Source organism: Pseudomonas sp. PS01270, assembly GCF_029959775.1.
In the GTDB taxonomy this organism is placed as follows: domain Bacteria; phylum Pseudomonadota; class Gammaproteobacteria; order Pseudomonadales; family Pseudomonadaceae; genus Aquipseudomonas; species Aquipseudomonas atacamensis.
The window spans coordinates 140,580-164,562 of sequence record NZ_JASCPT010000002.1 but is presented as its reverse complement, the minus strand read 5'-3'; the positions used below and the strand labels follow the sequence as shown (position 1 = coordinate 164,562).

The window sequence follows — 23,983 nt, the reverse complement described above, 5'->3', positions numbered from 1 at the left end:
CCTCTTCAAAGGCTTGCTGCGGCAAGCCTTTTTCTTTTTATGAGACGCCCTTCATGACTGAGCCACTGCGCATTGTTTTTGCCGGTACCCCGGAATTCGCCGCCGAACACCTCAAGGCCCTGCTGAGCAGCCCATACGAGATCGTCGCGGTCTACACCCAGCCGGATCGCCCGGCCGGCCGTGGGCAAAAACTCATGCCGACCCCGGTCAAACAACTGGCCCTGGAAAATAATATCCAGGTGTTGCAGCCGCCGACCTTGCGCAATGCCGAGGCTCAGGCAGAGCTTGCCACGCTGAAGCCTGATCTGATGGTGGTGGTCGCCTACGGTTTGATCCTGCCGCAAGCGGTGCTGGATATTCCGCGTCTGGGTTGCATCAACAGCCATGCGTCGTTGCTGCCGCGCTGGCGCGGTGCGGCGCCGATCCAGCGCGCGGTCGAACACGGCGATGCCGAAAGCGGCGTGACCGTGATGCGCATGGAAGCCGGTCTCGACACCGGGCCGATGCTGCTCAAGGTCGTCACGCCGATCAGCGCGCAAGACACTGGCGGCACCCTGCATGATCGCCTCGCCGAGATGGGGCCGCCCGCTGTGGTGCAGGCGATTGCCGGTCTGGCTGCCGGCACCCTGCAAGGTGAGGTGCAGAACGACGAACTCGCAACCTACGCACACAAACTGAACAAAGACGAAGCACGCATCGACTGGAACCGTCCGGCGGTGGAGCTGGAACGTCTGGTCCGCGCCTTCAATCCATGGCCGATCACCCACAGCACGCTCAATGGCGAAGCATTGAAAGTGCTGGCCGCGACCGTGGCCGAAGGCACTGGCGCTCCGGGTGAAATCCTCAGCGCCAGCAAGGACGGCCTGATTGTCGCCTGCGGTGCACAAGCGCTGTGTCTGACCCGCCTGCAATTGCCCGGCGGCAAGGCGCTGAACTTCAGCGACCTGTTCAACAGCCGCCGCGAGAAATTCGCCGTTGGCAGCGTCCTCGGCGCAGCGGTGGACTCACAATGAATCCACGTCTGGCCGCCGCCAAGGCACTCGCTGCCGTACTCAGCGGCAAAGCCTCGCTGAACAGCTCCCTGCCGACGCAACTGGACAAGGTCGAGGATCGCGATCGCGGTTTCACTCAGGATCTGGCCTTCGGCACTGCACGCTGGCAGCCACGCCTGTCGGCACTGGCGGAAAAACTCCTGCAGAAACCATTCAAAACCGCCGACGCCGATGTCGAGGCGCTGCTGCTGGTTGGTCTGTATCAACTGCTCTACACCCGCGTGCCGGCGCACGCCGCCATCGGTGAAACCGTCGGGTGTGCCGACAAGCTGAAAAAGCCTTGGGCCAAAGGCCTGCTCAACGCCGTGCTGCGCAATGCCCAGCGCGAAAGCGAGACGATCTTCGCCGAACTTGAACGCGACCCGGTGGTGCGCACAGCTCACCCGCGCTGGCTGCAAAAATCCCTGAAGGCCTTCTGGCCCGAGCAGTGGGAAGCGATCTGCGCAGCGAATAACGCGCATCCGCCGATGATCCTGCGGGTCAACCGCCGTCATCACAGCCGTGATGCTTATCTCGCGCTGCTGGGCGACGCCGGGATCGCCGCGACGCCGTGCGTGTACAGCCGCGACGGCATCGTCCTTGAAACCGCCGCCGATGTGCGCAGCCTGCCGGGTTTCACCGAAGGCTGGATCAGCGTGCAGGACGAAGCCGCGCAACTGGCCGCCGACCTGCTTGATCTGGCGCCGGGGCAGCGGGTGCTCGACGCCTGCTGCGCCCCTGGCGGCAAGACCTGCCACATCCTTGAAGCCGAACCGGCGCTGGCCGGGGTGGTGGCGGTGGATCTGGAAGCCAAGCGTCTGGTGCGGGTGAAGGAAAACCTCGAGCGCCTCGGCCTCGACGCTGAACTGATCGCCGCCGACGGTCGCGAGATCGACAAATGGTGGGACGGCAAACCGTTCCAGCGCATCCTCCTCGACGCTCCATGCTCGGCCACCGGGGTGATCCGCCGTCATCCGGACATCAAGCTGACCCGCCAGCCCGACGACATCGTCGCCCTCGCGCAACTGCAAGGCGAACTGCTCGACGCCATGTGGAAAACCCTCGAGGTCGGCGGCATCCTGCTCTACGCCACGTGCTCGACGCTGCCGACCGAAAACACCGAAGTCATCGCTGCGTTTCTCGAGCGCACCCCCGGTGCCCGTGAACTGGACCTGGCCACAGCGGCTGGCATCAAACAGCCCCATGGTCGCCAGTTGCTGGCCCAAGAGGGCGGGCATGACGGGTTCTACTACGCCAAGCTGATCAAGATCGCCGCTGCGCGCGGCTAAACGGATTCATGGAGTGACTGGATGAAAATCATCATCCTCGGTGCGGGACAGGTCGGCGGTTCGCTGGCCGAACATTTGGCCAGCGAGGCCAACGACATCACTGTGGTCGACACCGATGGCGAGCGCCTGCGCGACCTCGGCGACCGCCTCGACATCCGCACCGTGCAGGGCCGGGGCTCGCTGCCCTCGGTGCTGCGTCAGGCCGGTGCCGACGACGCCGACATGCTGGTAGCGGTGACCAACAGCGACGAGACCAACATGGTCGCCTGCCAGGTCGCCCACACGCTGTTCCACACGCCGACCAAAATCGCCCGGGTGCGCGAAGCGTCGTACCTCAATCGCGAGGAACAGCTGTTCCAGAACGAAGCGATTCCGGTGGACGTGCTGATCAGCCCCGAGCAGGTCGTGACCAACTACATCAAGCGCCTGATCCAGCACCCCGGCGCCTTGCAGGTGATCGACTTCGCCGAAGGCGCGGCGCAACTGGTAGCGGTGCGCGCCTATTACGGCGGGCCGCTGGTCGGCCAGCAACTGCGCCAGTTGCGTGAGCACATGCCGAACGTCGAAACCCGCGTCGCGGCGATCTTCCGCCGTGACCGGCCGATCCTGCCCCAGGGCGACACAGTGATCGAAGCCGATGACGAGGTGTTCTTCATCGCTGCCCGTGAGGACATTCGCGCGGTGATGAGCGAAATGCGTCGCCTCGACGAAACCTACAAACGCATTGTCATCGCCGGGGGCGGGCAGATCGGCGAGCGCCTGGCCGAGGCCATCGAAAGCCGTTATCAGGTGAAGATCATCGAGATGAGCCCGGCGCGTTGCCGCTACCTCTCCGATACCCTCGACAGCACCGTGGTGTTGCAGGGCAGTGCCTCGGACCGCGATCTGCTGCTGGAAGAGAACATCGCCGACGCCGATATCTTCCTCGCACTGACCAACGATGACGAAGCCAACATCATGTCGTCGCTGCTGGCCAAACGGCTGGGGGCGAAGAAGGTCATGACGATCATCAACAACCCGGCCTACGTCGACCTGATCCAGGGCGGCGACATCGATATTGCCATCAGCCCGCAACTGGCGACCATCGGCACCTTGCTCGCCCACGTGCGCCGAGGCGATATCGTCAGCGTGCACTCACTACGGCGCGGCGCGGCGGAAGCGATCGAGGCGATTGCCCACGGTGATGCGAAATCGAGCAAGGTCATCGGCAAGCCGATCGAGAAGATCGGCCTGCCGCCCGGCACCACCATCGGCGCGGTGATCCGCAACGAGAAAGTGATCATCGCCCACGACGACACGGTGATCGAAGCGGGCGACCACGTGATTCTGTTCCTTGTGGATAAAAAGCATATTCGCGATGTGGAGAAGCTGTTCCATGTGGGGTTGAGCTTTTTCTGATCCCACCACTGATCGTTCCCACGCTCTGCGTGGGAACGCCTCAACGGACGCTCCGCGTTCGACTGTTGAAGGGACGCGGAGCGTCCCGGGCTGCATTCCCACGCGGAGCGTGGGAACGATCATGCGAGGTTGAATAAAATGCTCGAATCCCTGGAAAAAATGCTCGCCAAGGGTGTGGATAACGCGCTTCTGCGCTTCGGTCTGGGCAAGGGTTATCTGGACTTGGGTGAAAACGCCAAGGCTGCCGAGCATTTTCAGCGTTGTGTCGCTTTCGATCCGAAATACTCGGCAGCGTGGAAGCTGCTGGGCAAGGCGCAGCTGGCGCTAGGCGATCACGCCGCTGCGCGCCAGGCCTGGGAACAGGGCCTGGAAGCGGCCCGCGCCCACGGTGACAAACAGGCCGAGAAGGAGATGACGGTGTTCCTGAAGAAGCTCGAGCGGCAGGCGCCTTGAGCTACCGATAGCGCAAGGCGAGGCCTTCTGCACTGACCGTCATCCAAGCGAAGTTGCTCAGTACCAGCGCGCCTCGCCCGGCGGACGCTTCTTGAAGCGCTTCATGCTCCACATGTACTGGCTCGGATACGCCGCAACATAACGTTCCACTACCTTGCTCATCGCCGCGCAGGACTCTGCGGTATCGGTGCTGTACATGGCTTCGGGCGCGGCTTCGAGAATGACTTTGTAGCCCGAGCCGTCAGGCAGGCGCAGGGCATGCAGGAACACACCGACCGCTTTGCCGCCGGCCAGCATGTTCGGCACGAATTTGCTGGTCAGTGCCTGAGTGGCAAAGAACGGCACGAAAATCCCTGCGGATTCGGCCGGTTCCGGGTCGGCGGGGATGCCCACGGCACCACCCTTACGCACTTCCTTGATGACGCTGAGAATGCCTTCCTTGGTCGACGCCGCAACCTTGTTGCCCAACTGCACACGCTGTTTGCGCAGCAATTCATCCACTGCCTTGAGCTTCGGCGGACGGTAGAAAATGATCGGTTTGCACTGGCTGCAATAGAAGTGGTTGAGCACTTCCCAGTTGCCGAGGTGGCTGGTGATGCCGACCACGCCTTTGCCCGAGGCCAGCGCGTCTTTCAACACATCGAGGCCTTCGACTTCGCGGACCAGATCGATCGAGCGCTGCGCCGGCCAGATCCACGCGCAAGCGCTTTCGGTCAGCGACTTGCCGATGTCCTTCAGACTCTGCCCGACCAGGCGCTCACGTTCGGCCGCATCCATCTGTGGAAAACACTTGGCGAGGTTGATCCGCACCACGTCGCGGGAACGGTTGGGGGTTTTCCACATGATCCAGCCGATCGCCGAACCCACGGCCTGCACGGCTCGCCATGGCAGCAGGGCAAACAGCCGCAGAGCGCCTACCAGCAAGGCGCCTTTAAACTTTTCCACAGGTCACTCCTGATCTTTGTGCTGTGCGCGAGGCGGGCATTCTAACCGGCGTTGGCGAGCTGCGCGTAGCGGTCGCAATCCTGGGTGTGGTCCATGACCATGCCTGAGGCCTGCATCAGCGCGTAGCAAATGGTCGGACCGACGAAGGTGAACCCGGCTTTTTTCAGCGCTTTGCTCATTGCCAGCGCTTCGGGGGTGATCGCCGGGACTTCGCTGCGATCCTTGAAATGATTGATGATCGGTTGGTCGCCCACGAATGACCAGAGCAACGCCACCGGATCCTCCAGCGCCAGCCACGCCTGGGCATTGCGCCGGGCGGCGTTGAGTTTCAGGCGATTGCGGATGATGCCCGGGTCGAGCATGAGCTCGTCGATTTCGGCGTCACTCATCTGCGCCACGCGCTGCACGTCAAAGCCGAACAGCACCTCGCGATAGCGCTCACGTTTGCGCAACACAGTGATCCACGACAACCCGGCCTGGAACCCTTCGAGCAAAAGCAACTCGAACAAACCCTGCGCATCGCGCAGCGGCGTGCCCCACTCCTGGTCGTGATAAGCCATGTACAGCGGATCTTCGGTACACCAAAAGCAGCGTGGCATAAGGCTCCAGGGGGCGTGCGCAGCAACGAATCGGGTATACTCCCGCTCTTTAAATCGCAGCCCAAGAAACAGGTGAATTTCGTGAGCCAGCCTACGCCAGCCGTGCGTACCTTCCAAGACTTGATCCTCGCGCTCCAGCAATACTGGGCCGAGCAAGGTTGTGTGGTACTTCAGCCCTACGATATGGAAGTAGGCGCCGGCACTTTCCACACCGCGACCTTCCTGCGCGCCATCGGCCCGGAAACCTGGAACGCCGCGTACGTGCAGCCAAGCCGCCGTCCGACTGACGGCCGTTACGGCGAAAACCCGAACCGTCTGCAGCACTACTACCAGTTCCAGGTCGTGCTCAAGCCGAACCCGGACAATTTCCAGGAACTGTACCTGGGCTCGCTCAAGCATGTCGGCCTCGACCCGCTGGTGCACGACATCCGCTTCGTCGAAGACAACTGGGAATCGCCGACCCTCGGCGCCTGGGGTCTGGGCTGGGAAGTCTGGCTCAACGGCATGGAAGTCACCCAGTTCACCTACTTCCAGCAAGCGGGCGGCATCGAGTGCTACCCGGTGACCGGCGAGATCACCTACGGTCTCGAGCGGCTGGCGATGTATCTGCAAGGCGTCGATTCGGTCTACGACCTGGTCTGGGCTGACGGCCCGTTCGGCAAAGTCACCTACGGCGATGTGTTCCACCAGAACGAAGTGGAGCAGTCCACCTACAACTTCGAACACGCCAATGTCGACAAACTCTTCGAGCTGTTCGACTTCTATGAAAGCGAGGCCAAGCGCCTGATCGAACTCGACCAGCCGCTGCCGTTGCCGAGCTACGAAATGGTGCTGAAGGCGTCGCACACCTTCAACCTGCTGGATGCGCGCCGGGCGATCTCGGTGACTGCGCGTCAGCAATACATTCTGCGCGTGCGCACCCTGGCGCGTTCCGTTGCGCAAGCCTACCTGCTGGCACGCGCCAAGCTGGGCTTCCCGATGGCGACCCCGGACCTGCGTGACGAAGTACTGGCCAAGCTGGAGGCTGCACAATGAGTGCGCAAGATTTTCTGGTTGAACTGGGCACCGAAGAACTGCCACCCAAAGCCCTGAACACTTTGGCTGACGCGTTCCTCGCCGGTATCGACAAGGGCCTGCAAGCCGCCGGCCTGAGCTACGAAAGCAAAACCGTTTATGCCGCGCCACGTCGTCTGGCTGTGCTGATCACTGCGCTGGCCACTCAGCAGCCGGATCGCAGCATCAACCTCGATGGCCCGCCACGTCAGGCCGCGTTCGACGCTGACGGCAATCCGACTCAGGCCGCCCTCGGCTTCGCCAAGAAGTGCGGCGTCGAGCTGAGCGAAATCGACCAGAGCGGTCCGAAACTGCGCTACAGCCAGAACATCGCCGGCAAGCCGACTGCGAGCCTGCTGCCGACCATCGTCGAAGATTCGCTGAACGACCTGCCGATCCCGAAACGCATGCGTTGGGGTGCGCGCAAGGAAGAGTTCGTGCGTCCGACCCAGTGGCTGGTGATGCTGCTCGGTGATCAGGTCATCGATTGCACGATCCTCGCGCAGAAGGCTGGCCGTGAATCCCGTGGTCACCGTTTCCACCATCCGCAAGCCGTACGCATCGGTTCGCCGTCGAGCTACCTCGCCGACCTGCGTGCCGCTTACGTATTGGCCGATGCCAACGAGCGTCGCGAGATCATCAGCAAGCGCACCGAAGAGCTGGCCACCCGTCAGGAAGGCACGGCGATCGTGCCACCGGCGCTGCTTGACGAAGTGACCGCGCTGGTCGAATGGCCGGTGCCGCTGGTGTGCTCGTTCGAGGAACGCTTCCTCGACGTGCCGCAGGAAGCGCTGATCACCACCATGCAGGACAACCAGAAGTACTTCTGCCTGCTGGATGCCGACGGCAAGTTGCTGCCACGTTTCATTACCGTGGCCAACATCGAAAGCAAAGACCCGCAGCAGATCATCGCCGGTAACGAGAAAGTGGTTCGCCCACGCCTGACCGACGCCGAGTTCTTCTTCAAGCAAGACAAGAAGCAGAAGCTCGAAGACTTCAACCTGCGCCTGCAAAACGTGGTGTTCCAGGAAAAACTCGGCAGCGTCTACGACAAGGCCGAGCGCGTTTCCAAACTGGCCGCGTACATCGCCGCGCGCATCGGCGGCAACGCCTCGTGGGCTGCCCGAGCGGGCCTTCTGTCGAAGTGCGACCTGGCCACCGAAATGGTCGGCGAGTTCCCGGAGATGCAAGGTGTCGCCGGTTACTACTACGCCCTCAATGACGGCGAGCCACAGGACGTCGCGCTGGCGCTGAACGAGCAATACATGCCACGCGGTGCCGGGGCTGAATTGCCGGCGACTCTGACCGGTGCAGCCGTGGCGATCGCCGACAAGCTCGACACTCTGGTCGGCATCTTCGGTATCGGCATGCTGCCAACCGGCAGCAAAGACCCGTATGCCCTGCGCCGTGCGGCCTTGGGTGTGCTGCGTATCCTGATCGAAAAGAAACTCGATCTCGACCTGAACGACGCCGTGGCGTTCGCCGTGACTGCATTCGGCGGCAAGGTCAAGGCTGCCGGCCTCAACGAAGCCGTGCTGGAATTCATCTTCGACCGTCTGCGTGCGCGTTATGAAGATGAAGGCGTCGACGTCGCCACTTACCTGTCGGTACGTGCGCTCAAGCCAGGCTCGGCGCTGGACTTCGACCAGCGTGTGCAGGCGGTGCAGGCCTTCCGCAAACTGCCGCAAGCGGCAGCGCTGGCGGCGGTGAACAAGCGCGTATCGAACCTGTTGAGCAAAGTCGAAGGCTCGGTACCGACCGTGGTCGAAGCCAAGTATTTCGACAACGCCAACGAGTTCTCGCTGTATTCGGCAATCCAGCAAGCGGATCAAGCGGTGCAGCCAATGGCCGCGGCGCGTCAGTACAACGAATCGCTGGCACGCCTGGCGGCACTGCGCGAGCCGGTCGACGCGTTCTTCGACGCGGTGATGGTCAATGCCGACGATGCCAATGTGCGGGCCAACCGTTACGCGCTGCTGGCGCGCCTGCGTGGCCTGTTCCTCGGTGTTGCCGACATTTCGCTGCTGGGTTGAGGGATTGCTGTTGAAACTGCTGATTCTCGATCGTGACGGCGTGATCAATTACGACTCCGATGCCTACATCAAGTCGGTGGAGGAGTGGATTCCGCTGCCCGGCTCGATCGAAGCGATCGCGCAGTTGAGCAAGGCCGGCTGGACGGTGGCGGTGGCCACCAACCAGTCGGGCATTGCTCGCGGCTATTACGACCTCGCCACCCTCGAGGCCATGCACGCGCGCCTGCGCGAGCTGGTCGCGGCGCAGGGCGGCGAAGTCGGTCTGATCGTGTATTGCCCGCACGGCCCGGACGAAGGTTGCGATTGCCGCAAACCGAAACCGGGAATGCTGAAAGCCATTGCCGAGCATTACACGGTGCCGTTGACCAACGTCTGGTTCGTCGGCGACAGCCTTGGTGACCTGGAGGCCGCCAAAGCCGTCGATTCACAGCCAGTTTTGGTGAAGACCGGGAAAGGCGAAAAGACTCAGGGTAAAACCCTGCCGGTTGGCACCCTGATTTTTGACGATCTGGCGGCGATTGCCGCAGAACTTATCCACAACTAGAGTACTTCTGAATTTCCTGGCCAGGGATTGCTCGGGAGTGCGCTTGAACAGTCGGGGCATTGCCCCGTAACGGTAACCGTCGCCATGTCGATACTGCGGGCCTTCAGAATCTTTGTTTTCTATCTGCTGCTGGGCACAACAGCGTTGCTGTGGTGCAGCCTGAGCTTTTTCATCGCGCCGTTTCTGTCCTTCAAGGCGCGCTATCGTTTCATCAACGTGTACTGGTGCCGTTGCGCCCTGTGGCTGACCAAGGTGTTCCTTGGCATCCGCTACGAAATCAAAGGCGCGGAGAACGTGCCAGACCGGCCCTGCGTGATTCAATCGAACCACCAGAGCACATGGGAGACGTTCTTTCTCTCCGCTTATTTCTCGCCATTGAGCCAAGTGCTCAAGCGCGAATTGCTTTACGTGCCGTTCTTCGGCTGGGCCATGGCCATGCTGCGCCCGATCGCCATCGACCGCGACAACCCGAAGGCCGCGCTCAAACAAGTCGCGGCCAAAGGCGACGAGCTGCTCAAGGACAACGTCTGGGTGCTGATCTTTCCGGAAGGGACACGAGTCCCGTACGGAACCGTTGGGAAGTTCTCCCGCAGTGGCAGCGCGTTGGCGGTGAATGCGGCGCTTCCGGTGCTGCCGATTGCACACAATGCCGGCAAATTCTGGCCAAAAATCGGCTGGGGCAAACAGGCCGGAGTGATCACCGTGGTCATCGGCGAACCGATGTATGCCGAAGGCAGTGGGCCGCGCGCCATCGCTGATCTGAATGACCGTGTGCAGGCGTGGAACGAGAAAACCCAGCGCGATATGGGCTCGCTGCCACCGGCGCCACAGGCACCGGCCGCGAGTGATCAACTGGCTGTCTGAATTTTGTGGATAACCTGTGTACGCTTTTGCTTTAAAAGTCTGTGATCGTTTTCTAACTTATTGATTTTCATCGATATTTCTAAATCGATAAGTTGAACGAAATCCGTGCATAAGTTTTATTCGGATGTAAAAAAACCGGCCGTTATAGCCGGTTTTTTTGTGCCTCTTTTTCATTCAGAAATCAGCGGCAAATCGATGCGGAATGTGGTTCCCGCGTCGACCACGCTGCGACACTCGATTGTGCCGCCATGATGATCAATCACGGCTTTGACCATCGACAGACCCAGGCCTACGCCGTCGATGCCTTGGGCGGAGGAGAAACGCCGATACTGGCTGAACAGGTCAGGCAATTCATCGGCAGCAATCCCCTTGCCCTGATCGGACAATTCGCAGCGCAGCCACTGCCCATCACAGCTGACCGTCAGTTGCACCGTGCTGTCTGCCGGGCTGTACTTGATCGCGTTTTCCAGCAGGTTGAACAGGGCGCGCGTCAGTAATCCCTGATCGGCCAGAATCAGCCGCTCCTGACATTCCTCATCAACTTCGTTGAGAAGCTCGATGCGTTTCTGCTGAGCGATAGGCAGGGCCTGATCGAGGACGTCCAATACCAGCATCGCGAACAATGTCGGGCGGAACTGATAGGTCTCGGACTCAGCCCGCGCCAACAAGACAAAACCATCAGTCAGATCCAGCGCGCGGCGCACCTGACGCTCAATCTGCTCGAACAGCGGCGCATCAGCACCCGCTTGGTGACGATGCACATCCAGCAGGGCGAGGATCGCCGAATGCGGCGCCCGCAGGTCGTGGGAAAGAAAACGCAGCAGGACGCCGCGTTGCTCCTCGGCCGCACGCTCGGCACTCAAATCCGTCAGGCTGAGCAGCCAACCGATCGGCGTATCGCCGTCGACCGGCAGCAGCGCCGCTCTTTCCAGGCGCAGACTGCGTTCCTTGTGATCGCGAAATTCCAGCAGCGGCAGAGTGGCCAGCGGCGGTCGCGGCGCTGTGGATAATTCCGGATAGCCGAGCCGTGCGAGTTGCCCGAGTACGTCATCGCCCACCAGCGAATCTTCGAACAGTTCGCGCGCCTTGCGATTGCCCAGCAGGATCTTGCCCTGCGGATCACTGATCAGCGTCGCCACCGGCAGGTATTCCAGGCCGTCGGCGATGAACCGCCGGGTGTCGCGGGTGCGGCTCATGGCTTGTTCGAGCGCCATGATCTGGCCCTGCAAACGGTCGGCACCGGTGAAGCGGGTCCGGCGGCGTTCAGGGAAGACTTTCGGTTCGCTGTCCAGACGTGCCAGCTCCCAGCCGAAGTAGGTCAGCACCACGCTCAGGCGTCGCCAGTTCCAGATCAGGTAACCGAACAACATCCCCAGCGCTGCTGGCGTTGGCGACCACCAGTAGCGGACTTCGGCCAGGAGGGCGCTGGCTATCAGCGCACAGGCCATGCCGATCAAGGTGACCCACAGCGCCCAACGCGGCCGCCACAGCAATAATCCCAGCACACCGGCGACCATCGCCACGGACAACAGCGCGCCGGGCGCTGGCGACGGATTGTGCAGATTGATCTGGGCGCGATAAGACAACAAGGCAGTCAGCGGCAACAGCACTAGACTTATCCACAACCACTCGCGCACCAGCCGGCGGAACAGACGCTGGACCTGGCTCGGCTCACGACTTTCACGTCGGCGTTGAGTGTTATGCATGAGGCACAGGGCAGGGCAGTGGGAATGGTTTCATAGGTCTCAGGTCTGAGGCGTAGACCCGAAGAATCATAGCGGACGTCGACCAACGACGGGCTGCTTCTTTCATCGCAGCCGGGGAGTCGCTATTGTCGACATCCCAGCCCCAGCGACAAGGAACACCGCCGATGCGCGTTGCCATTCTGGACGACGAACCCGCCGAACTGCGCCGGGTCGAGCAAACCCTGGAGCAAATGGCCGAAGCTGGCGAACAGCCGTGGTCACTGCACAGCTTCGAGCGCGGCGAAGACTTGTTGCGCCAGTTGCGTCGGGAGACTTTTGACCTGCTGATCCTCGATTGGCAACTGCCGGACCTCACAGGCCTGGCACTGCTGCGCTGGACCCGCGAACACATGGAGGCGCCACCCGCTGCAATCATGCTCACCAGCCGCGACGGCGAGAGCGATATCGTTCAAGCCTTGAATGCCGGGGCCGACGATTATGTCAGCAAGCCGTTTCGCCCCAATGAGTTGAAGGCGAGGGTGGCAGCGGTATTGCGTCGGCATAGCCAACCGCGCAGCGCGGCGGGCGAAGTACAGACGTTCCACGATCTGACTTTCGACGATGCGGAACTGACCGTCACCCGTGAAGGCAAACCGATCCTCATGACCGAACGCGAATACCGCTTGGCGCGCTGCCTGTTCAGCAACCTGGGTCGACCATTGTCGCGGGATTATCTGTACGAGCGCTTCTGGCCGAACGAGGAGACAACTTCCTCGCGGCCGCTGGATACGCATATCTACCGATTGCGCAACAAGCTCGGGCTGACAGCGGATCGGGGTTGGCAGTTGCTGACAATTTATGGGTATGGGTATCGGTTGGAGAGTGTCGGCACTGGGAATGAGTGAGGCAAAAAAAACCCCGGCATTGGCCGGGGTTTTTCATGAGCGGGTAGCAATCAGGATCAGAAATCCAGGTTGGAAACCGCCAGTGCGTTGCTCTCGATGAAGTCTCGGCGAGGTTCGACCGCATCACCCATCAAGGTGTTGAAGATCTGGTCTGCACCGATGGCGTCTTCGATAGTGACCTTCAGCATGCGCCGCACGCTTGGGTCCATGGTGGTTTCCCACAGCTGATCCGGGTTCATTTCGCCCAGACCTTTGTAGCGCTGAATGGTGTGGCGCTTGGTGCTTTCGGCCATCAGCCAGTCGAGGGCTTCCTTGAACTCGGTAACGGCTTTCTTGCGTTCGCCACGCTGGATGTACGCGCCTTCGTCGAGCAGGGTGCTCAGTTGCGCGCCCAGGGTGACCACGGTTTTGTAGTCGTTGCTGCCGAAGAAGTCGCGGTTGAAGGTGACGTAGTTCGACAGGCCGTGGGAGATCAGTTCGACCTCTGGTAGCCAGACGCCACGTTCACGGTCTTCGCGCAGGCTGGCCTTGTAGACCAGGCCGGACTTCTCGTTGGTACGCAGGCGAACTTCGTACTGCGCCAGCCACTCTTGCATCGCTGCGTGGTCGCCAAGGGTTTCGAGGCTGACGGCCGGCAGGTAGATGAAGTGCTCGGTCAGTTCCTGCGGGTACAGGCGCGACAGACGCTTGAGCGTCTTCATCACCATGCGGAAGTCATTGACCAGACGTTCCAGCGCTTCACCGGAAATGCCCGGGGCTTCTTCGTTCAGGTGCAGGCTTGCATCTTCCAGGGCCGACTGCGTCATGTACTCTTCCATGGCGTCGTCGTCTTTGATGTATTGCTCTTGCTTGCCTTTCTTGACCTTGTACAGCGGTGGCTGGGCGATGTAGATGTAGCCACGCTCGATCAGCTCCGGCAGCTGACGGAAGAAGAAGGTCAGCAGCAGGGTGCGGATGTGCGAACCGTCGACGTCAGCATCGGTCATGATGATGATGTTGTGATAGCGCAACTTGTCGATGTTGTACTCTTCGCGACCGATGCCGCAGCCCAGCGCGGTGATCAGCGTGCCCACTTCCTGGGACGAGATCATCTTGTCGAAACGGGCTTTCTCGACGTTGAGGATCTTGCCCTTCAACGGCAGGATCGCCTGGGTCTTGCGGTTACGTCCCTGCTTGGCAGAACCGCCCGCGGAGTCACCCTCCACCAGGTACAGTTCGGACAGCGCCGGGTCTTTTTCCTGGCAGTCAGCGAGTTTGCCCGGCAGGCCGGCGATGTCCAGCGCACCTTTGCGGCGGGTCATCTCACGGGCCTTGCGCGCGGCTTCACGGGCGCGGGCGGCGTCGATCATTTTGCCGACCACCAACTTGGCTTCGTTCGGATTTTCCAGAAGGAAGTCGGAGAAGTATTTGCCCATCTCCTGCTCGACCGCAGTCTTCACTTCTGAAGACACCAGCTTGTCTTTGGTCTGCGAGCTGAATTTCGGATCCGGCACTTTCACCGAGATGATTGCGGTCAGGCCTTCACGGGCATCGTCACCGGTGGTGGCGACTTTGTGCTTCTTCGCCAGACCTTCCTGCTCGATGTAGTTGTTCAGGTTACGCGTCAGTGCCGAGCGGAAGCCCACCAGGTGGGTGCCGCCGTCGCGCTGCGGAATGTTGTTGGTGAAGCACAACAGGTTCTCGTTGAAGCTGTCGTTCCACTGCAGGGCGATTTCCACGCCGATCCCGTCTTCACGCTGGATGTTGAAGTGGAACACTTGGTTGACCGCAGTCTTGTTGGTGTTCAGGTATTCAACGAACGCACGCAGGCCGCCTTCGTACTTGAACAGCTCTTCCTTGCCGCTGCGCTCGTCCTTGAGGACGATGCCGACACCGGAGTTGAGGAAGGACAGTTCACGAATGCGCTTGGCGAGGATGTCCCAGCTGAAGTGAATGTTCTTGAAGGTTTCGCTGGAAGCCTTGAAGTGGATCTGGGTACCGGTGGTTTCGCTGTCGCCAACGATGGCCATCGGTGCCTGAGGCACACCGTGGACGTAGGTCTGTTCCCAGATCTTGCCACTGCGGCGAACGGTAAGGACCAGCTCTTCGGACAGTGCGTTCACTACCGACACACCTACACCGTGCAGACCGCCGGAAACCTTGTAGGAGTTGTCGTCGAACTTACCGCCAGCGTGGAGGACGGTCATGATGACCTCGGCGGCGGAAACGCCTTCCTCTTTATGCACGTCTACCGGGATGCCACGACCGTTGTCTTTAACGGTGATGGACTCGTCCGGGTGGATGATGATGCTGATGTCGTCGCAATGGCCGGCGAGGGCTTCGTCGATCGAGTTGTCGACCACCTCGAACACCATGTGGTGCAGACCGCTGCCATCGTCGGTGTCACCAATGTACATACCGGGACGTTTGCGTACGGCATCCAGGCCTTTCAGCACTTTAATGCTCGTTGAGTCGTACGTATTTTCTTCGCTCAATGCCTTCACTCCCGATGGTCGTGGGTCTGGGTGATACGGCCCTGTTCCACGTGGAACAAAGCGACTGGCGTTTCCGTCTGCCAGCCTTCCCTCAGTAATTCGTGATCTACACAGGTGATGAACACCTGGCAGCGTAAGTCTTCCAGCAAGCGGCACAGCGCGCGACGGTGGCTCTCGTCCAGCTCGGACGGCAAGTCATCCACCAGATAAATACACTGTCCGCGGCGGGCCTGGCTGACCAGGTGCCCTTGGGCAATCCGTAGTGCACAGACCACAAGCTTCTGCTGACCCCGGGACAGGATGTCCGCGGCATTGTGTGCGCCCAATCTGAGACGCAAATCAGCTCGTTGCGGTCCGGCCTGGGTGTGCCCAATCTGCTGGTCCCGTTGCACGGAACCGGCGAGTACGGCGCTCAATTCGCGGTCCTTGTCCCAGCCTCGGTAATAGCTGAGCGTCAAACCCTCGAGCTCAACCAGTTCGCTCAAGGTCTGTTCGAAGACCGGTTTCAAGGCTGTGATGTAAGCGCGGCGGTATTCATCGATTTCAGCGCTGGCCTGGCACAGTTCCCTGTCCCAAACCGCTTGCGAAACGGCGTCAAGTGTACCATGCCGCAGCCAGGAGTTTCTCTGGCGCAGCGCCTTCTGCAAACGCTGCCAAGTGGCCATGAAACGCGGTTCAACGTGGAACACACCCCAGTCGAGAAACTGCCGGCGAATCTTCGGCGCGCCTTCCAGCAGACGGAAGCTGTCGGGATTGATCAACTGCAACGGCAGGATCTCCGCCAGCTGCGCAGCGCTACGGGCGTTCTGGCCATCGATGCGAATCTGGAACTCGCCCTGACGGTCGCGAGAAATCCCCAGCGCACTGTGCCCGCCTTCAGCCAGCTCAACCTGACCAAATACAGTACAGGCGAGCTGTTCGTACTGAATGACCGGCAACAGCCGCGTGCTGCGAAACGAACGGGCAAGCCCCAGCAGATGAATGGCTTCCAGAACACTGGTTTTGCCGCTGCCGTTGGCGCCGTAAAGAATGTTGATGCGGGGGGAGGGGGAGAAGGTCACCGGGTGCAGATTGCGCACCGCGGTGACCGAAACACGACTTAACGACATTCAGGATCAGCTGATTACAGACGCATCGGCATGACAACGTAAGCCGAGTCGTCATTGTCGGACTCTTGCACCAGCGCACTGCTGTTGGAGTCGGACAGGATCAGGCGAACCTGCTCGGTGGTCATCACGCCCAGCACGTCGAGCAGATAGCTGACGTTGAAACCGATCTCCAGCGAGCCGCCGTTGTATTCAACGCCCACTTCTTCTTCCGCTTCTTCCTGCTCCGGGTTATTGGCCTGGATCTTCAACTGACCGCTGGCCAGTTGCAGACGGATACCGCGGTACTTCTCGTTGGAAAGAATCGCGGTACGGCTGAAGGCTTCACGCAATGCCTGACGATCGCCGAGTACCAGTTTGTCGCCACCTTTCGGCAGCACGCGCTCGTAATCCGGAAATTTACCGTCGACCAGTTTCGAGGTGAAAGTGAACTCGCCGGTGGTGGCGCGGATGTGATGCTGACCGAGGACGATGCTGACATTGCCGTCCGGCTCGGTGAGCAGACGCGCCAGTTCGAGAATACCTTTGCGCGGTACGATCACCTGATGACGATCCGGCTGACCGATATCGGCCTGCATCGAGCACATCGCCAAACGGTGACCGTCGGTGGCCACGGCGCGGATCACACCAGCGGAAACTTCCAGCAACATGCCGTTGAGGTAATAACGCACGTCCTGCTGGGCCATGGCGAAGCTGGTGCGTTCGATCAAGCGACGCAGTTTGCTCTGCTCCAGGCTGCAGGTCAGCGAGCCCGGGCCTTCTTCAACAGTCGGGAAATCGTTGGCCGGCAGGGTCGACAGGGTGAAGCGGCTGCGGCCGGCCTTCACCACCAGTTTCTGCTCGTCGACCTTGATATCGATCAGCGCGTCGTTGGGCAGGCTTTTGCAGATGTCCATCAGCTTGCGCGCCGGCACGGTGATGGAGCCCGTTTCGGCCGGCTCTTCGAGTTGCACACGACCGACCAGCTCGACTTCCAGGTCGGTACCGGTCAGCGACAGTTGCTGGCCTTCGACGACCAACAGCACGTTGGACAGTACCGGCAAGGTCTGTCGGCGCTCGACGACGCCTGCGACCAGTTGCAGGGGTTTCAACAGGGCTTCGCGTTGAATGGTGAAATGCATGGTCTAGTCCCTTGCCTTAATAAGCTGCGCTGGTGTTCATCAAGTGGTCAGTGTACGCAGCAGGTTCTTGTAGTCCTCGCGGATGTCCGCGTCGGATTCCTTAAGTTCGTTGATCTTGCGGCAGGCGTGCAACACGGTGGTGTGGTCGCGACCGCCAAACACATCGCCGATTTCCGGCAGGCTGTGGTTGGTCAGTTCCTTGGACAACGCCATGGCCACCTGACGCGGACGAGCCACCGAGCGCGAACGGCGCTTGGACAGCAAGTCGGAAATCTTGATCTTGTAATACTCGGCGACGGTGCGCTGAATGTTATCCACAGAGACCAGTTTGTCCTGCAACGCCAGCAAGTCTTTCAGAGATTCGCGGATCAGCTCGATGGTGATGTCGCGGCCCATGAAGTGCGAGTGGGCGATTACGCGTTTCAGCGCACCTTCCAGCTCACGGACGTTGGAGCGAATGCGCTGGGCAATGAAGAACGCGGCGTCATGCGGCAACTCGACTTTGGCCTGATCGGCCTTCTTCATCAGGATCGCCACGCGGGTTTCCAGTTCCGGCGGCTCGACCGCAACCGTCAGGCCCCAACCGAAGCGGGATTTGAGGCGTTCTTCAAGGCCTTCGATTTCTTTCGGGTAGCGGTCACTGGTGAGAATGACCTGCTGACCACCTTCAAGCAACGCGTTGAAGGTGTGGAAAAACTCTTCCTGGGAACGCTCCTTGCGAGCGAAGAACTGAATATCGTCGATCAGCAAGGCGTCCACCGAACGGTAGAAACGCTTGAATTCGTTGATGGCGTTCAGTTGCAACGCCTTGACCATGTCGGCCACGAAGCGCTCGGAATGCAGGTACACAACCTTGGCATTCGGATTCTTCTTTAATAGATGGTTGCCCACCGCGTGCATCAAGTGAGTTTTACCCAGACCGACGCCGCCATAAAGGAACAGCGGGTTGTAGCCGTGCTTGGGATTGTCCGCCACCTGCCAGGCCGCCGCACGGGCGAGCTGGTTGGATTTACCTTCGACGAAGTTTTCGAAGGTGAACGTGCGATTCAGGTAACTGGTGTGCTTGAGCGCACCTTCAACCTGCACGGTGCGCTGCTCCGCGCGAACCGGGGCCTGCTGCGAAGCGGCGCCGGCCATCGGGTCGAAGCTGTCGCGGGAAGGTTCTTCGCTGACTTCAGCGGCCTTCTGTGTGGAACGTTTGGCCGGAGCAGGGGCTGGCGTCGGTGCCGAATTGCTCGCTGGCACATTATTGGCCTGCGCCTGAGCAACCTGCGCGGCCGCCAATGGCGCATTGGGTGCGGCACGAGGTGCCGAGCTGCGTTTGCTGCCTATTAACAAGGACAGCGCCGGCGTCGAGCCATTGCCGTGCTCATCCAGCAATTCAAGGACGCGGCCCAGGTACTTTTCGTTGACCCAGTCCAGCACGAAACGATTCGGTGCGTAGACGCGCAACTCGTCGCCTTCGGCTTCGACCTGTAGTGGACGGATCCAGGTGTTGAATTGTTGGGCAGGCAGCTCTTCGCGCAAAAGCTCCACGCACTGCTGCCAAAGTTCCACTGACACGGATATCCCCTAAGTTGAAAGCCGGTGAGGCAAAAACAAGCGGCCATTGTAGCGGCGAGCGATTCACTTATCCACATGCAGGTAGGTTCGTCACCATCATTTATCAACGCGTTAACGCATTAAAAGGCGACCAACGGCATGTGAATAAGCCCTGTGGATAAACGCCTCTGAGGGCACTGGACAACTGGGGGCTAAACCCGGTGGATAACCAGCCTGTGGATAACAGGCCATTTCACGCACAGCTTATCCGATAGCGCAGCACAGGCTGAACACTGTTTTCCACTGTAGTTGTCATTCTCTGTACACCACACAAAATAAGGCCTGATAGCAGTTATCCACAGAAGATGGCGTGTCTAGCTTTTACAAGCTTTACAGAAAAGCTTTAAATAATTCCCTTCTTTATTTCTATATCTGGCTGACAGGCTTTCGAGCTTAAACCCTGCCCGGATCTATTTATAAGGAAACGCTGGTTGGAAATTGACCTGAAGGCTTGCTTTCTCTAGAATCCCCGGTCTCTTAAAACGGGGGCCATTCCGGCCCGTTGTGGACGAACCAGGTAACACGACATGAAACGTACTTTCCAACCAAGCACTATCAAACGCGCTCGTACCCACGGTTTCCGTGCTCGCATGGCTACCAAGAACGGCCGCGCAGTCCTGTCGCGTCGTCGCGCCAAAGGTCGTGCGCGTCTGGCAGTTTGATAATCCGGTACTGGAGGTGAGTCAGGACTTCAGTCGGGAAAAGCGTCTGCTTACCCCCCGGCATTTCAAGGCAGTCTTTGACTCCCCTACCGGCAAGGTTCCGGGGAAAAATCTCCTGCTCCTTGCACGCAACAACGATCTTGATCACCCCCGTCTCGGGCTGGTTATCGGGAAAAAGAGCGTAAAGCTCTCCGTTGAGCGCAATCGCCTCAAACGTCTGATGCGCGAATCGTTCCGTCTGCACCAGGATTCACTGGTCGGCTGGGACATCGTTATCGTCGCGCGCAAAGGTTTGGGTGATGTAGAAAACCCCGAATTGATTCAGCATTTCGGCAAACTCTGGAAGCGTCTGGCACGCAACAAGCCCGTTCCGGCAGTCAAAACCGAAACTGTAGGGGTAGACAGTACCGATGCGTAAACTGGCCCTCGTTCCGATCCAGTTTTATCGCTATGCCATTAGTCCTTTAATGGCCAGCCACTGTCGCTTCTACCCCAGTTGTTCCTGCTACGCGTATGAAGCCATTGAAAATCATGGCCTTCTGCGCGGTGGCTGGCTGACCTTTCGTCGTTTAGGTCGCTGTCATCCGTGGAATCCCGGTGGTTATGACCCGGTTCCACCTGTCCCTACCTCCCGTTCTTCTTCGATGGCCGAGTAATCATGGATATCAAACGCACGATCCTGATCGTCGCCCTGGCAATCGTGTCCTACGTCATGGTTCTTAAATGGAACCAGGATTATGGTCAGGCTGCCCTGCCGACTCAGAATGTTGCTTCCAGTACGACTACATCCGGTTTGCCGGACACCGCCACTGGCACAAATGCCGCCAGTGACGATATTCCGCGCGCCGCCAGCGATACCAGCGCACCTGCCGAAACGCCGGTCGCCGCCAGCAAGGATCTGATTCAGGTCAAGACCGATGTGCTCGATCTGGCGATCGATCCACAGGGTGGCGACGTTGCGCAACTGACTCTGCCTTTGTATCCACGTCGTCAGGATCGTCCTGACGTTCCGTTCCAGCTGTTCGATAACGGCGGCGAACGTGTATATCTGGCGCAAAGTGGTCTGATCGGTACTAACGGCCCGGATGCAAACCCGGCCGGTCGTCCGGTTTATTCCTCGGAGAAGAAGGTTTACCAACTGGCTGACGGTCAGGATCAACTCTTCGTTGACCTGAAATTCAGCAAGGACGGCGTCAACTACATCAAGCGTTTCACCATGAAACGTGGCCTGTACGACGTCGCTGTCTCCTACATTGTGGATAACCAGAGCGCTCAGCCCTGGAACGGCGCAATGTTTGCCCAGTTGAAGCGCGATGCCAGCGCTGATCCTTCGTCGACCACTGCTACTGGCACCGCGACTTACCTGGGCGCTGCCCTGTGGACAAGTTCCGAGCCGTACAAGAAAGTGTCGATGAAGGACATGGACAAGGCGCAGCTCAAGGAAACCGTCACCGGTGGTTGGGTAGCCTGGCTGCAGCACTACTTCGTGACTGCGTGGATTCCGGCCAAGGGCGAAAACAACATCGTCCAGACCCGTAAAGACAGCAAAGGCAACTACATCATCGGTTACACCGGTCCTACTCTGACCGCTGCTCCAGGTGCAAAAGTTGAAACCAGCGCTGTGCTGTACGCCGGTCCGAAAAGCCAGGCTGTGCTGAAAGAGTTGTCCCCAGGTCTGGAACTGACCGTCGACTACGGCATTCTGTGGTTCATTGCCCAGCCGATCTTCTGGCTGCTGCAACATATCCACGCCATTGTCGGTAACTGGGGCTGGTCGATCATCTTCCTGACCATGCTGATCAAAGGGATTTTCTTCCCGCTGTCGGCTGCCAGTTACAAATCGATGGCGCGCATGCGTGCCGTGGCTCCGAAACTGGCTGCGCTGAAAGAGCATCATGGCGATGACCGGCAGAAAATGTCGCAAGCCATGATGGAGCTGTACAAGAAAGAGAAGATCAATCCACTGGGCGGCTGCCTGCCGATCCTCGTGCAGATGCCGGTCTTCCTGTCGCTGTACTGGGTTCTGCTGGAAAGCGTGGAAATGCGCCAGGCGCCGTTCATGCTGTGGATCACTGACCTGTCGATCAAGGATCCGTTCTTCATTCTGCCGATCATCATGGGCGCAACCATGTTCATCCAGCAGCAGCTGAACCCGACGCCTCCGGATCCGATGCAGGCGAAGGTCATGAAAATGATGCCAATCATCTTCACCTTCTTCTTCCTGTGGTTCCCGGCGGGTCTGGTGCTGTACTGGGTTGTGAACAACTGCCTGTCGATTGCACAACAGTGGTACATCACGCGTAAGATCGAAGCGGCGACGAAAAAAGCCGAGGCGTAACTTGCACTGTGGATAACACCACTCAAAACGCCCCCTAGTGGGGCGTTTTGCTATCTGCCACTTTTGTCTGGATGCCGCTTTATGAGCACACCCCGTGAAACCATCGCTGCTGTCGCCACTGCTCAAGGGCGCGGCGGTGTGGGCATCGTCCGTATTTCCGGGCCGTTGGCCAGCGTGGCGGCAAAAGCCATCAGCGGCCGAGAGCTGAAACCGCGTTACGCCCATTACGGGCCGTTTTTCAGTGACGACCAGCAAGTGCTGGACGAAGGTCTGGCTTTGTATTTTCCGGGGCCGAACTCGTTCACAGGCGAAGACGTGCTGGAACTCCAAGGTCACGGCGGCCCGATCGTGCTGGACATGTTGCTCAAGCGCTGCCTGGAACTGGGTTGTCGTCTGGCCCGTCCTGGGGAATTCAGCGAGCGCGCCTTCCTCAATGACAAACTCGATCTGGCCCAGGCGGAGGCAATCGCCGATTTGATCGAAGCCAGTTCTGCACAGGCTGCGCGCAATGCGCTGCGTTCATTGCAGGGTGCGTTTTCCCAGCGTGTGCATAACCTGACCGAGCAACTGATCGGTTTGCGTATCTACGTTGAAGCCGCCATCGACTTCCCGGAAGAGGAAATCGACTTTCTCGCCGACGGCCATGTATTGAGCATGCTCGACAAAGTACGCGATGAGTTATCCACAGTATTGCGCGAAGCGGGGCAGGGCGCGTTATTGCGTGATGGCATGACCGTCGTCATCGCAGGGCGTCCGAATGCCGGTAAATCCAGCCTGTTGAATGCCTTGGCCGGTCGCGAGGCTGCCATCGTTACCGAGATTGCCGGCACCACGCGGGATATCCTGCGCGAGCATATCCACATCGACGGCATGCCGTTACACGTTGTCGATACCGCAGGCCTGCGGGACACGGACGATCATGTGGAAAAGATCGGTGTTGAACGGGCCTTGAAAGCCATTGGTGAAGCGGATCGGGTTTTACTAGTGATCGATGCGACCGCACCAGAGGCACTGGATCCTTTTGCCTTGTGGCCAGAATTTCTCGAGTCTCGACCGGACCCGGCGAAAGTCACCCTGATCCGGAACAAAGCCGATCTGACCGGTGAAGCGGTTTCTCTGGAGACCAGTGACGACGGCCACGTGACCATCAGTCTCAGCGCCAAGTCCGCCGAAGGCCTCGATCTGCTGCGGGACCACCTCAAGGCGTGCATGGGTTACGAGCAGACTTCGGAAAGCAGCTTCAGCGCACGTCGCCGGCATCTGGAAGCACTGCGTCACGCCAGCGCGGCACTGGAACATGGCCGCGCGCAACTGACGCTGGCGGGCGCTGGCGAGTTGCTCGCCGAGGATTTGCGCCAGGCTCAGCATTCCCTGGGTGAAATTACCGGGGCGTTCAGCTCTGATGATTTGCTCGGAAGGATTTTCTCCAGCTTCTGCATCGGCAAATAACCCTCCTGCTATTCACAGACAGGTCCGTTCGCGACCTGTCTGCTTCCCTCTTTTCTAAAATCCTTCAAGAGTGCCGGGCAGATTTTTTCTCCCTGAGCGGTTTTCGGCTTCCCGATACCTCTTCCTCCATCAAATTTTTGTGGATTAAGCCCTGTGAATAACTGCCACTGAGGGCAGTTGATAACAGGGCCTCAAAACTGGAGATAACCCACGCTGTGGATAACCACCCCTTTCATCCACAGGCTTAAACCGGTTATCCAATGGCCTCATTGCCACATGAGCACAGAGTTTTGAACCTCTGTACACGTTGAAAAATAAGGCTTGTAGCGATCTATCCACAGAAACGTGGTTCAGTAAGAATAAACATAAAAACAAAGGTTTTATAAATTTCTCTCTTTTTTATTTTTTTAACCTCGAGTTCTCCACAGCTGG

At 59.5% G+C, this 23,983-nt stretch carries 21 protein-coding genes; 14 read left to right on the top strand and 7 right to left on the bottom strand.

Annotated elements, in window-relative coordinates; genetic code table 11:
• The first annotated feature begins 53 nt into the window (after positions 1-53).
• From fmt to QMX86_RS01495, 4 genes are all read left to right on the top strand, one after another.
• Complete coding sequence (gene fmt, locus QMX86_RS01510) at positions 54-1,013, top strand: methionyl-tRNA formyltransferase (RefSeq protein ID WP_282381757.1); 960 nt, start codon at positions 54-56, stop codon at positions 1,011-1,013.
• A complete protein-coding gene (rsmB, locus tag QMX86_RS01505; RefSeq protein WP_282381754.1) occupies positions 1,010-2,320 on the top strand; it encodes a 16S rRNA (cytosine(967)-C(5))-methyltransferase RsmB in 1,311 nt (436 codons plus the stop codon). The genes fmt and rsmB overlap by 4 nt, the downstream gene beginning before the upstream one ends.
• A 21-nt stretch (positions 2,321-2,341) precedes the next feature.
• Positions 2,342-3,718 (top strand): Trk system potassium transporter TrkA, encoded by a 1,377-nt coding sequence (trkA, locus tag QMX86_RS01500; RefSeq protein WP_016772381.1) that lies wholly within the window; start codon positions 2,342-2,344, stop codon positions 3,716-3,718.
• Positions 3,719-3,856: 138 nt separating this feature from the next.
• Complete coding sequence (locus tag QMX86_RS01495) at positions 3,857-4,171, top strand: tetratricopeptide repeat protein (RefSeq protein WP_041476513.1); 315 nt, start codon at positions 3,857-3,859, stop codon at positions 4,169-4,171.
• Positions 4,172-4,228: 57 nt separating this feature from the next.
• Here QMX86_RS01495 and QMX86_RS01490 read toward each other — a convergent pair whose 3' ends face one another.
• Positions 4,229-5,116, bottom strand: coding sequence for a lysophospholipid acyltransferase (locus QMX86_RS01490; RefSeq protein ID WP_024014955.1), 888 nt, complete (start codon positions 5,114-5,116; stop codon positions 4,229-4,231).
• A 41-nt stretch (positions 5,117-5,157) separates the two neighbouring features.
• Entirely contained in the window at positions 5,158-5,715 is a 558-nt protein-coding gene (locus QMX86_RS01485) for a DNA-3-methyladenine glycosylase I (RefSeq protein WP_024014954.1), read from the bottom strand.
• Positions 5,716-5,796: 81 nt separating this feature from the next.
• Here QMX86_RS01485 and glyQ point away from each other — a divergent pair, with 81 nt between their 5' ends.
• From glyQ to QMX86_RS01465, 4 genes are all read left to right on the top strand, one after another.
• Positions 5,797-6,750, top strand: a complete 954-nt coding sequence (glyQ, locus tag QMX86_RS01480) for a glycine--tRNA ligase subunit alpha (RefSeq protein WP_003187265.1) — start codon at positions 5,797-5,799, stop codon at positions 6,748-6,750.
• Positions 6,747-8,801 (top strand): glycine--tRNA ligase subunit beta, encoded by a 2,055-nt coding sequence (gene glyS, locus QMX86_RS01475; RefSeq protein ID WP_282381748.1) that lies wholly within the window; start codon positions 6,747-6,749, stop codon positions 8,799-8,801. Before glyQ ends, glyS begins: the two co-directional genes overlap by 4 nt.
• A 4-nt stretch (positions 8,802-8,805) precedes the next feature.
• A complete protein-coding gene (gene gmhB / locus QMX86_RS01470) occupies positions 8,806-9,345 on the top strand; it encodes a D-glycero-beta-D-manno-heptose 1,7-bisphosphate 7-phosphatase (protein ID WP_172834008.1) in 540 nt (179 codons plus the stop codon).
• A gap of 84 nt (positions 9,346-9,429) precedes the next feature.
• Positions 9,430-10,209 carry a lysophospholipid acyltransferase family protein gene (locus QMX86_RS01465; protein WP_024014951.1) on the top strand — a complete coding sequence of 260 codons (780 nt, stop codon included), beginning with the start codon at positions 9,430-9,432 and terminating at the stop codon, positions 10,207-10,209.
• A 170-nt stretch (positions 10,210-10,379) separates the two neighbouring features.
• Here QMX86_RS01465 and QMX86_RS01460 read toward each other — a convergent pair whose 3' ends face one another.
• Positions 10,380-11,915 (bottom strand): ATP-binding protein, encoded by a 1,536-nt coding sequence (locus QMX86_RS01460; protein ID WP_282381728.1) that lies wholly within the window; start codon positions 11,913-11,915, stop codon positions 10,380-10,382.
• Positions 11,916-12,079: 164 nt separating this feature from the next.
• Between QMX86_RS01460 and QMX86_RS01455 the strand changes: the two genes are divergently transcribed.
• Positions 12,080-12,799 carry a response regulator transcription factor gene (locus QMX86_RS01455; RefSeq protein WP_110644624.1) on the top strand — a complete coding sequence of 240 codons (720 nt, stop codon included), beginning with the start codon at positions 12,080-12,082 and terminating at the stop codon, positions 12,797-12,799.
• Between the two features lie 56 nt (positions 12,800-12,855).
• On the opposite strand, the gene gyrB is transcribed toward QMX86_RS01455, so the two are convergent.
• The 4 genes from gyrB to dnaA are packed head-to-tail and all read right to left on the bottom strand — an operon-like array spanning position 12,856 to position 19,063.
• Positions 12,856-15,273, bottom strand: a complete 2,418-nt coding sequence (gene gyrB, locus QMX86_RS01450) for a DNA topoisomerase (ATP-hydrolyzing) subunit B (protein ID WP_024014948.1) — start codon at positions 15,271-15,273, stop codon at positions 12,856-12,858.
• Positions 15,274-15,278: 5 nt separating this feature from the next.
• A complete protein-coding gene (gene recF / locus QMX86_RS01445) occupies positions 15,279-16,382 on the bottom strand; it encodes a DNA replication/repair protein RecF (protein WP_282381723.1) in 1,104 nt (367 codons plus the stop codon).
• Positions 16,383-16,396: 14 nt separating this feature from the next.
• The gene (dnaN, locus tag QMX86_RS01440; RefSeq protein WP_016772390.1) at positions 16,397-17,500 is read right to left on the bottom strand and encodes a DNA polymerase III subunit beta; all 1,104 of its coding nucleotides are present in this window, start codon (positions 17,498-17,500) and stop codon (positions 16,397-16,399) included.
• 39 nt (positions 17,501-17,539) lie between these two features.
• Positions 17,540-19,063 carry a chromosomal replication initiator protein DnaA gene (gene dnaA, locus QMX86_RS01435; protein ID WP_273528840.1) on the bottom strand — a complete coding sequence of 508 codons (1,524 nt, stop codon included), beginning with the start codon at positions 19,061-19,063 and terminating at the stop codon, positions 17,540-17,542.
• A 566-nt stretch (positions 19,064-19,629) separates the two neighbouring features.
• Here dnaA and rpmH point away from each other — a divergent pair.
• The 5 genes from rpmH (at position 19,630) to mnmE (ending at position 23,551) form a co-directional block, all read left to right on the top strand.
• Complete coding sequence (gene rpmH, locus QMX86_RS01430; protein WP_003213577.1) at positions 19,630-19,764, top strand: 50S ribosomal protein L34; 135 nt, start codon at positions 19,630-19,632, stop codon at positions 19,762-19,764.
• Positions 19,765-19,780: 16 nt separating this feature from the next.
• Complete coding sequence (rnpA, locus tag QMX86_RS01425; RefSeq protein WP_024014946.1) at positions 19,781-20,182, top strand: ribonuclease P protein component; 402 nt, start codon at positions 19,781-19,783, stop codon at positions 20,180-20,182.
• Positions 20,175-20,420, top strand: coding sequence for a membrane protein insertion efficiency factor YidD (gene yidD / locus QMX86_RS01420; protein ID WP_027901580.1), 246 nt, complete (start codon positions 20,175-20,177; stop codon positions 20,418-20,420). Before rnpA ends, yidD begins: the two co-directional genes overlap by 8 nt.
• 2 nt (positions 20,421-20,422) lie before the next feature.
• Complete coding sequence (gene yidC / locus QMX86_RS01415; RefSeq protein WP_273528841.1) at positions 20,423-22,102, top strand: membrane protein insertase YidC; 1,680 nt, start codon at positions 20,423-20,425, stop codon at positions 22,100-22,102.
• 81 nt (positions 22,103-22,183) lie between these two features.
• Positions 22,184-23,551 carry a tRNA uridine-5-carboxymethylaminomethyl(34) synthesis GTPase MnmE gene (mnmE, locus tag QMX86_RS01410; protein ID WP_282381715.1) on the top strand — a complete coding sequence of 456 codons (1,368 nt, stop codon included), beginning with the start codon at positions 22,184-22,186 and terminating at the stop codon, positions 23,549-23,551.
• Positions 23,552-23,983: the final 432 nt, after the last annotated feature.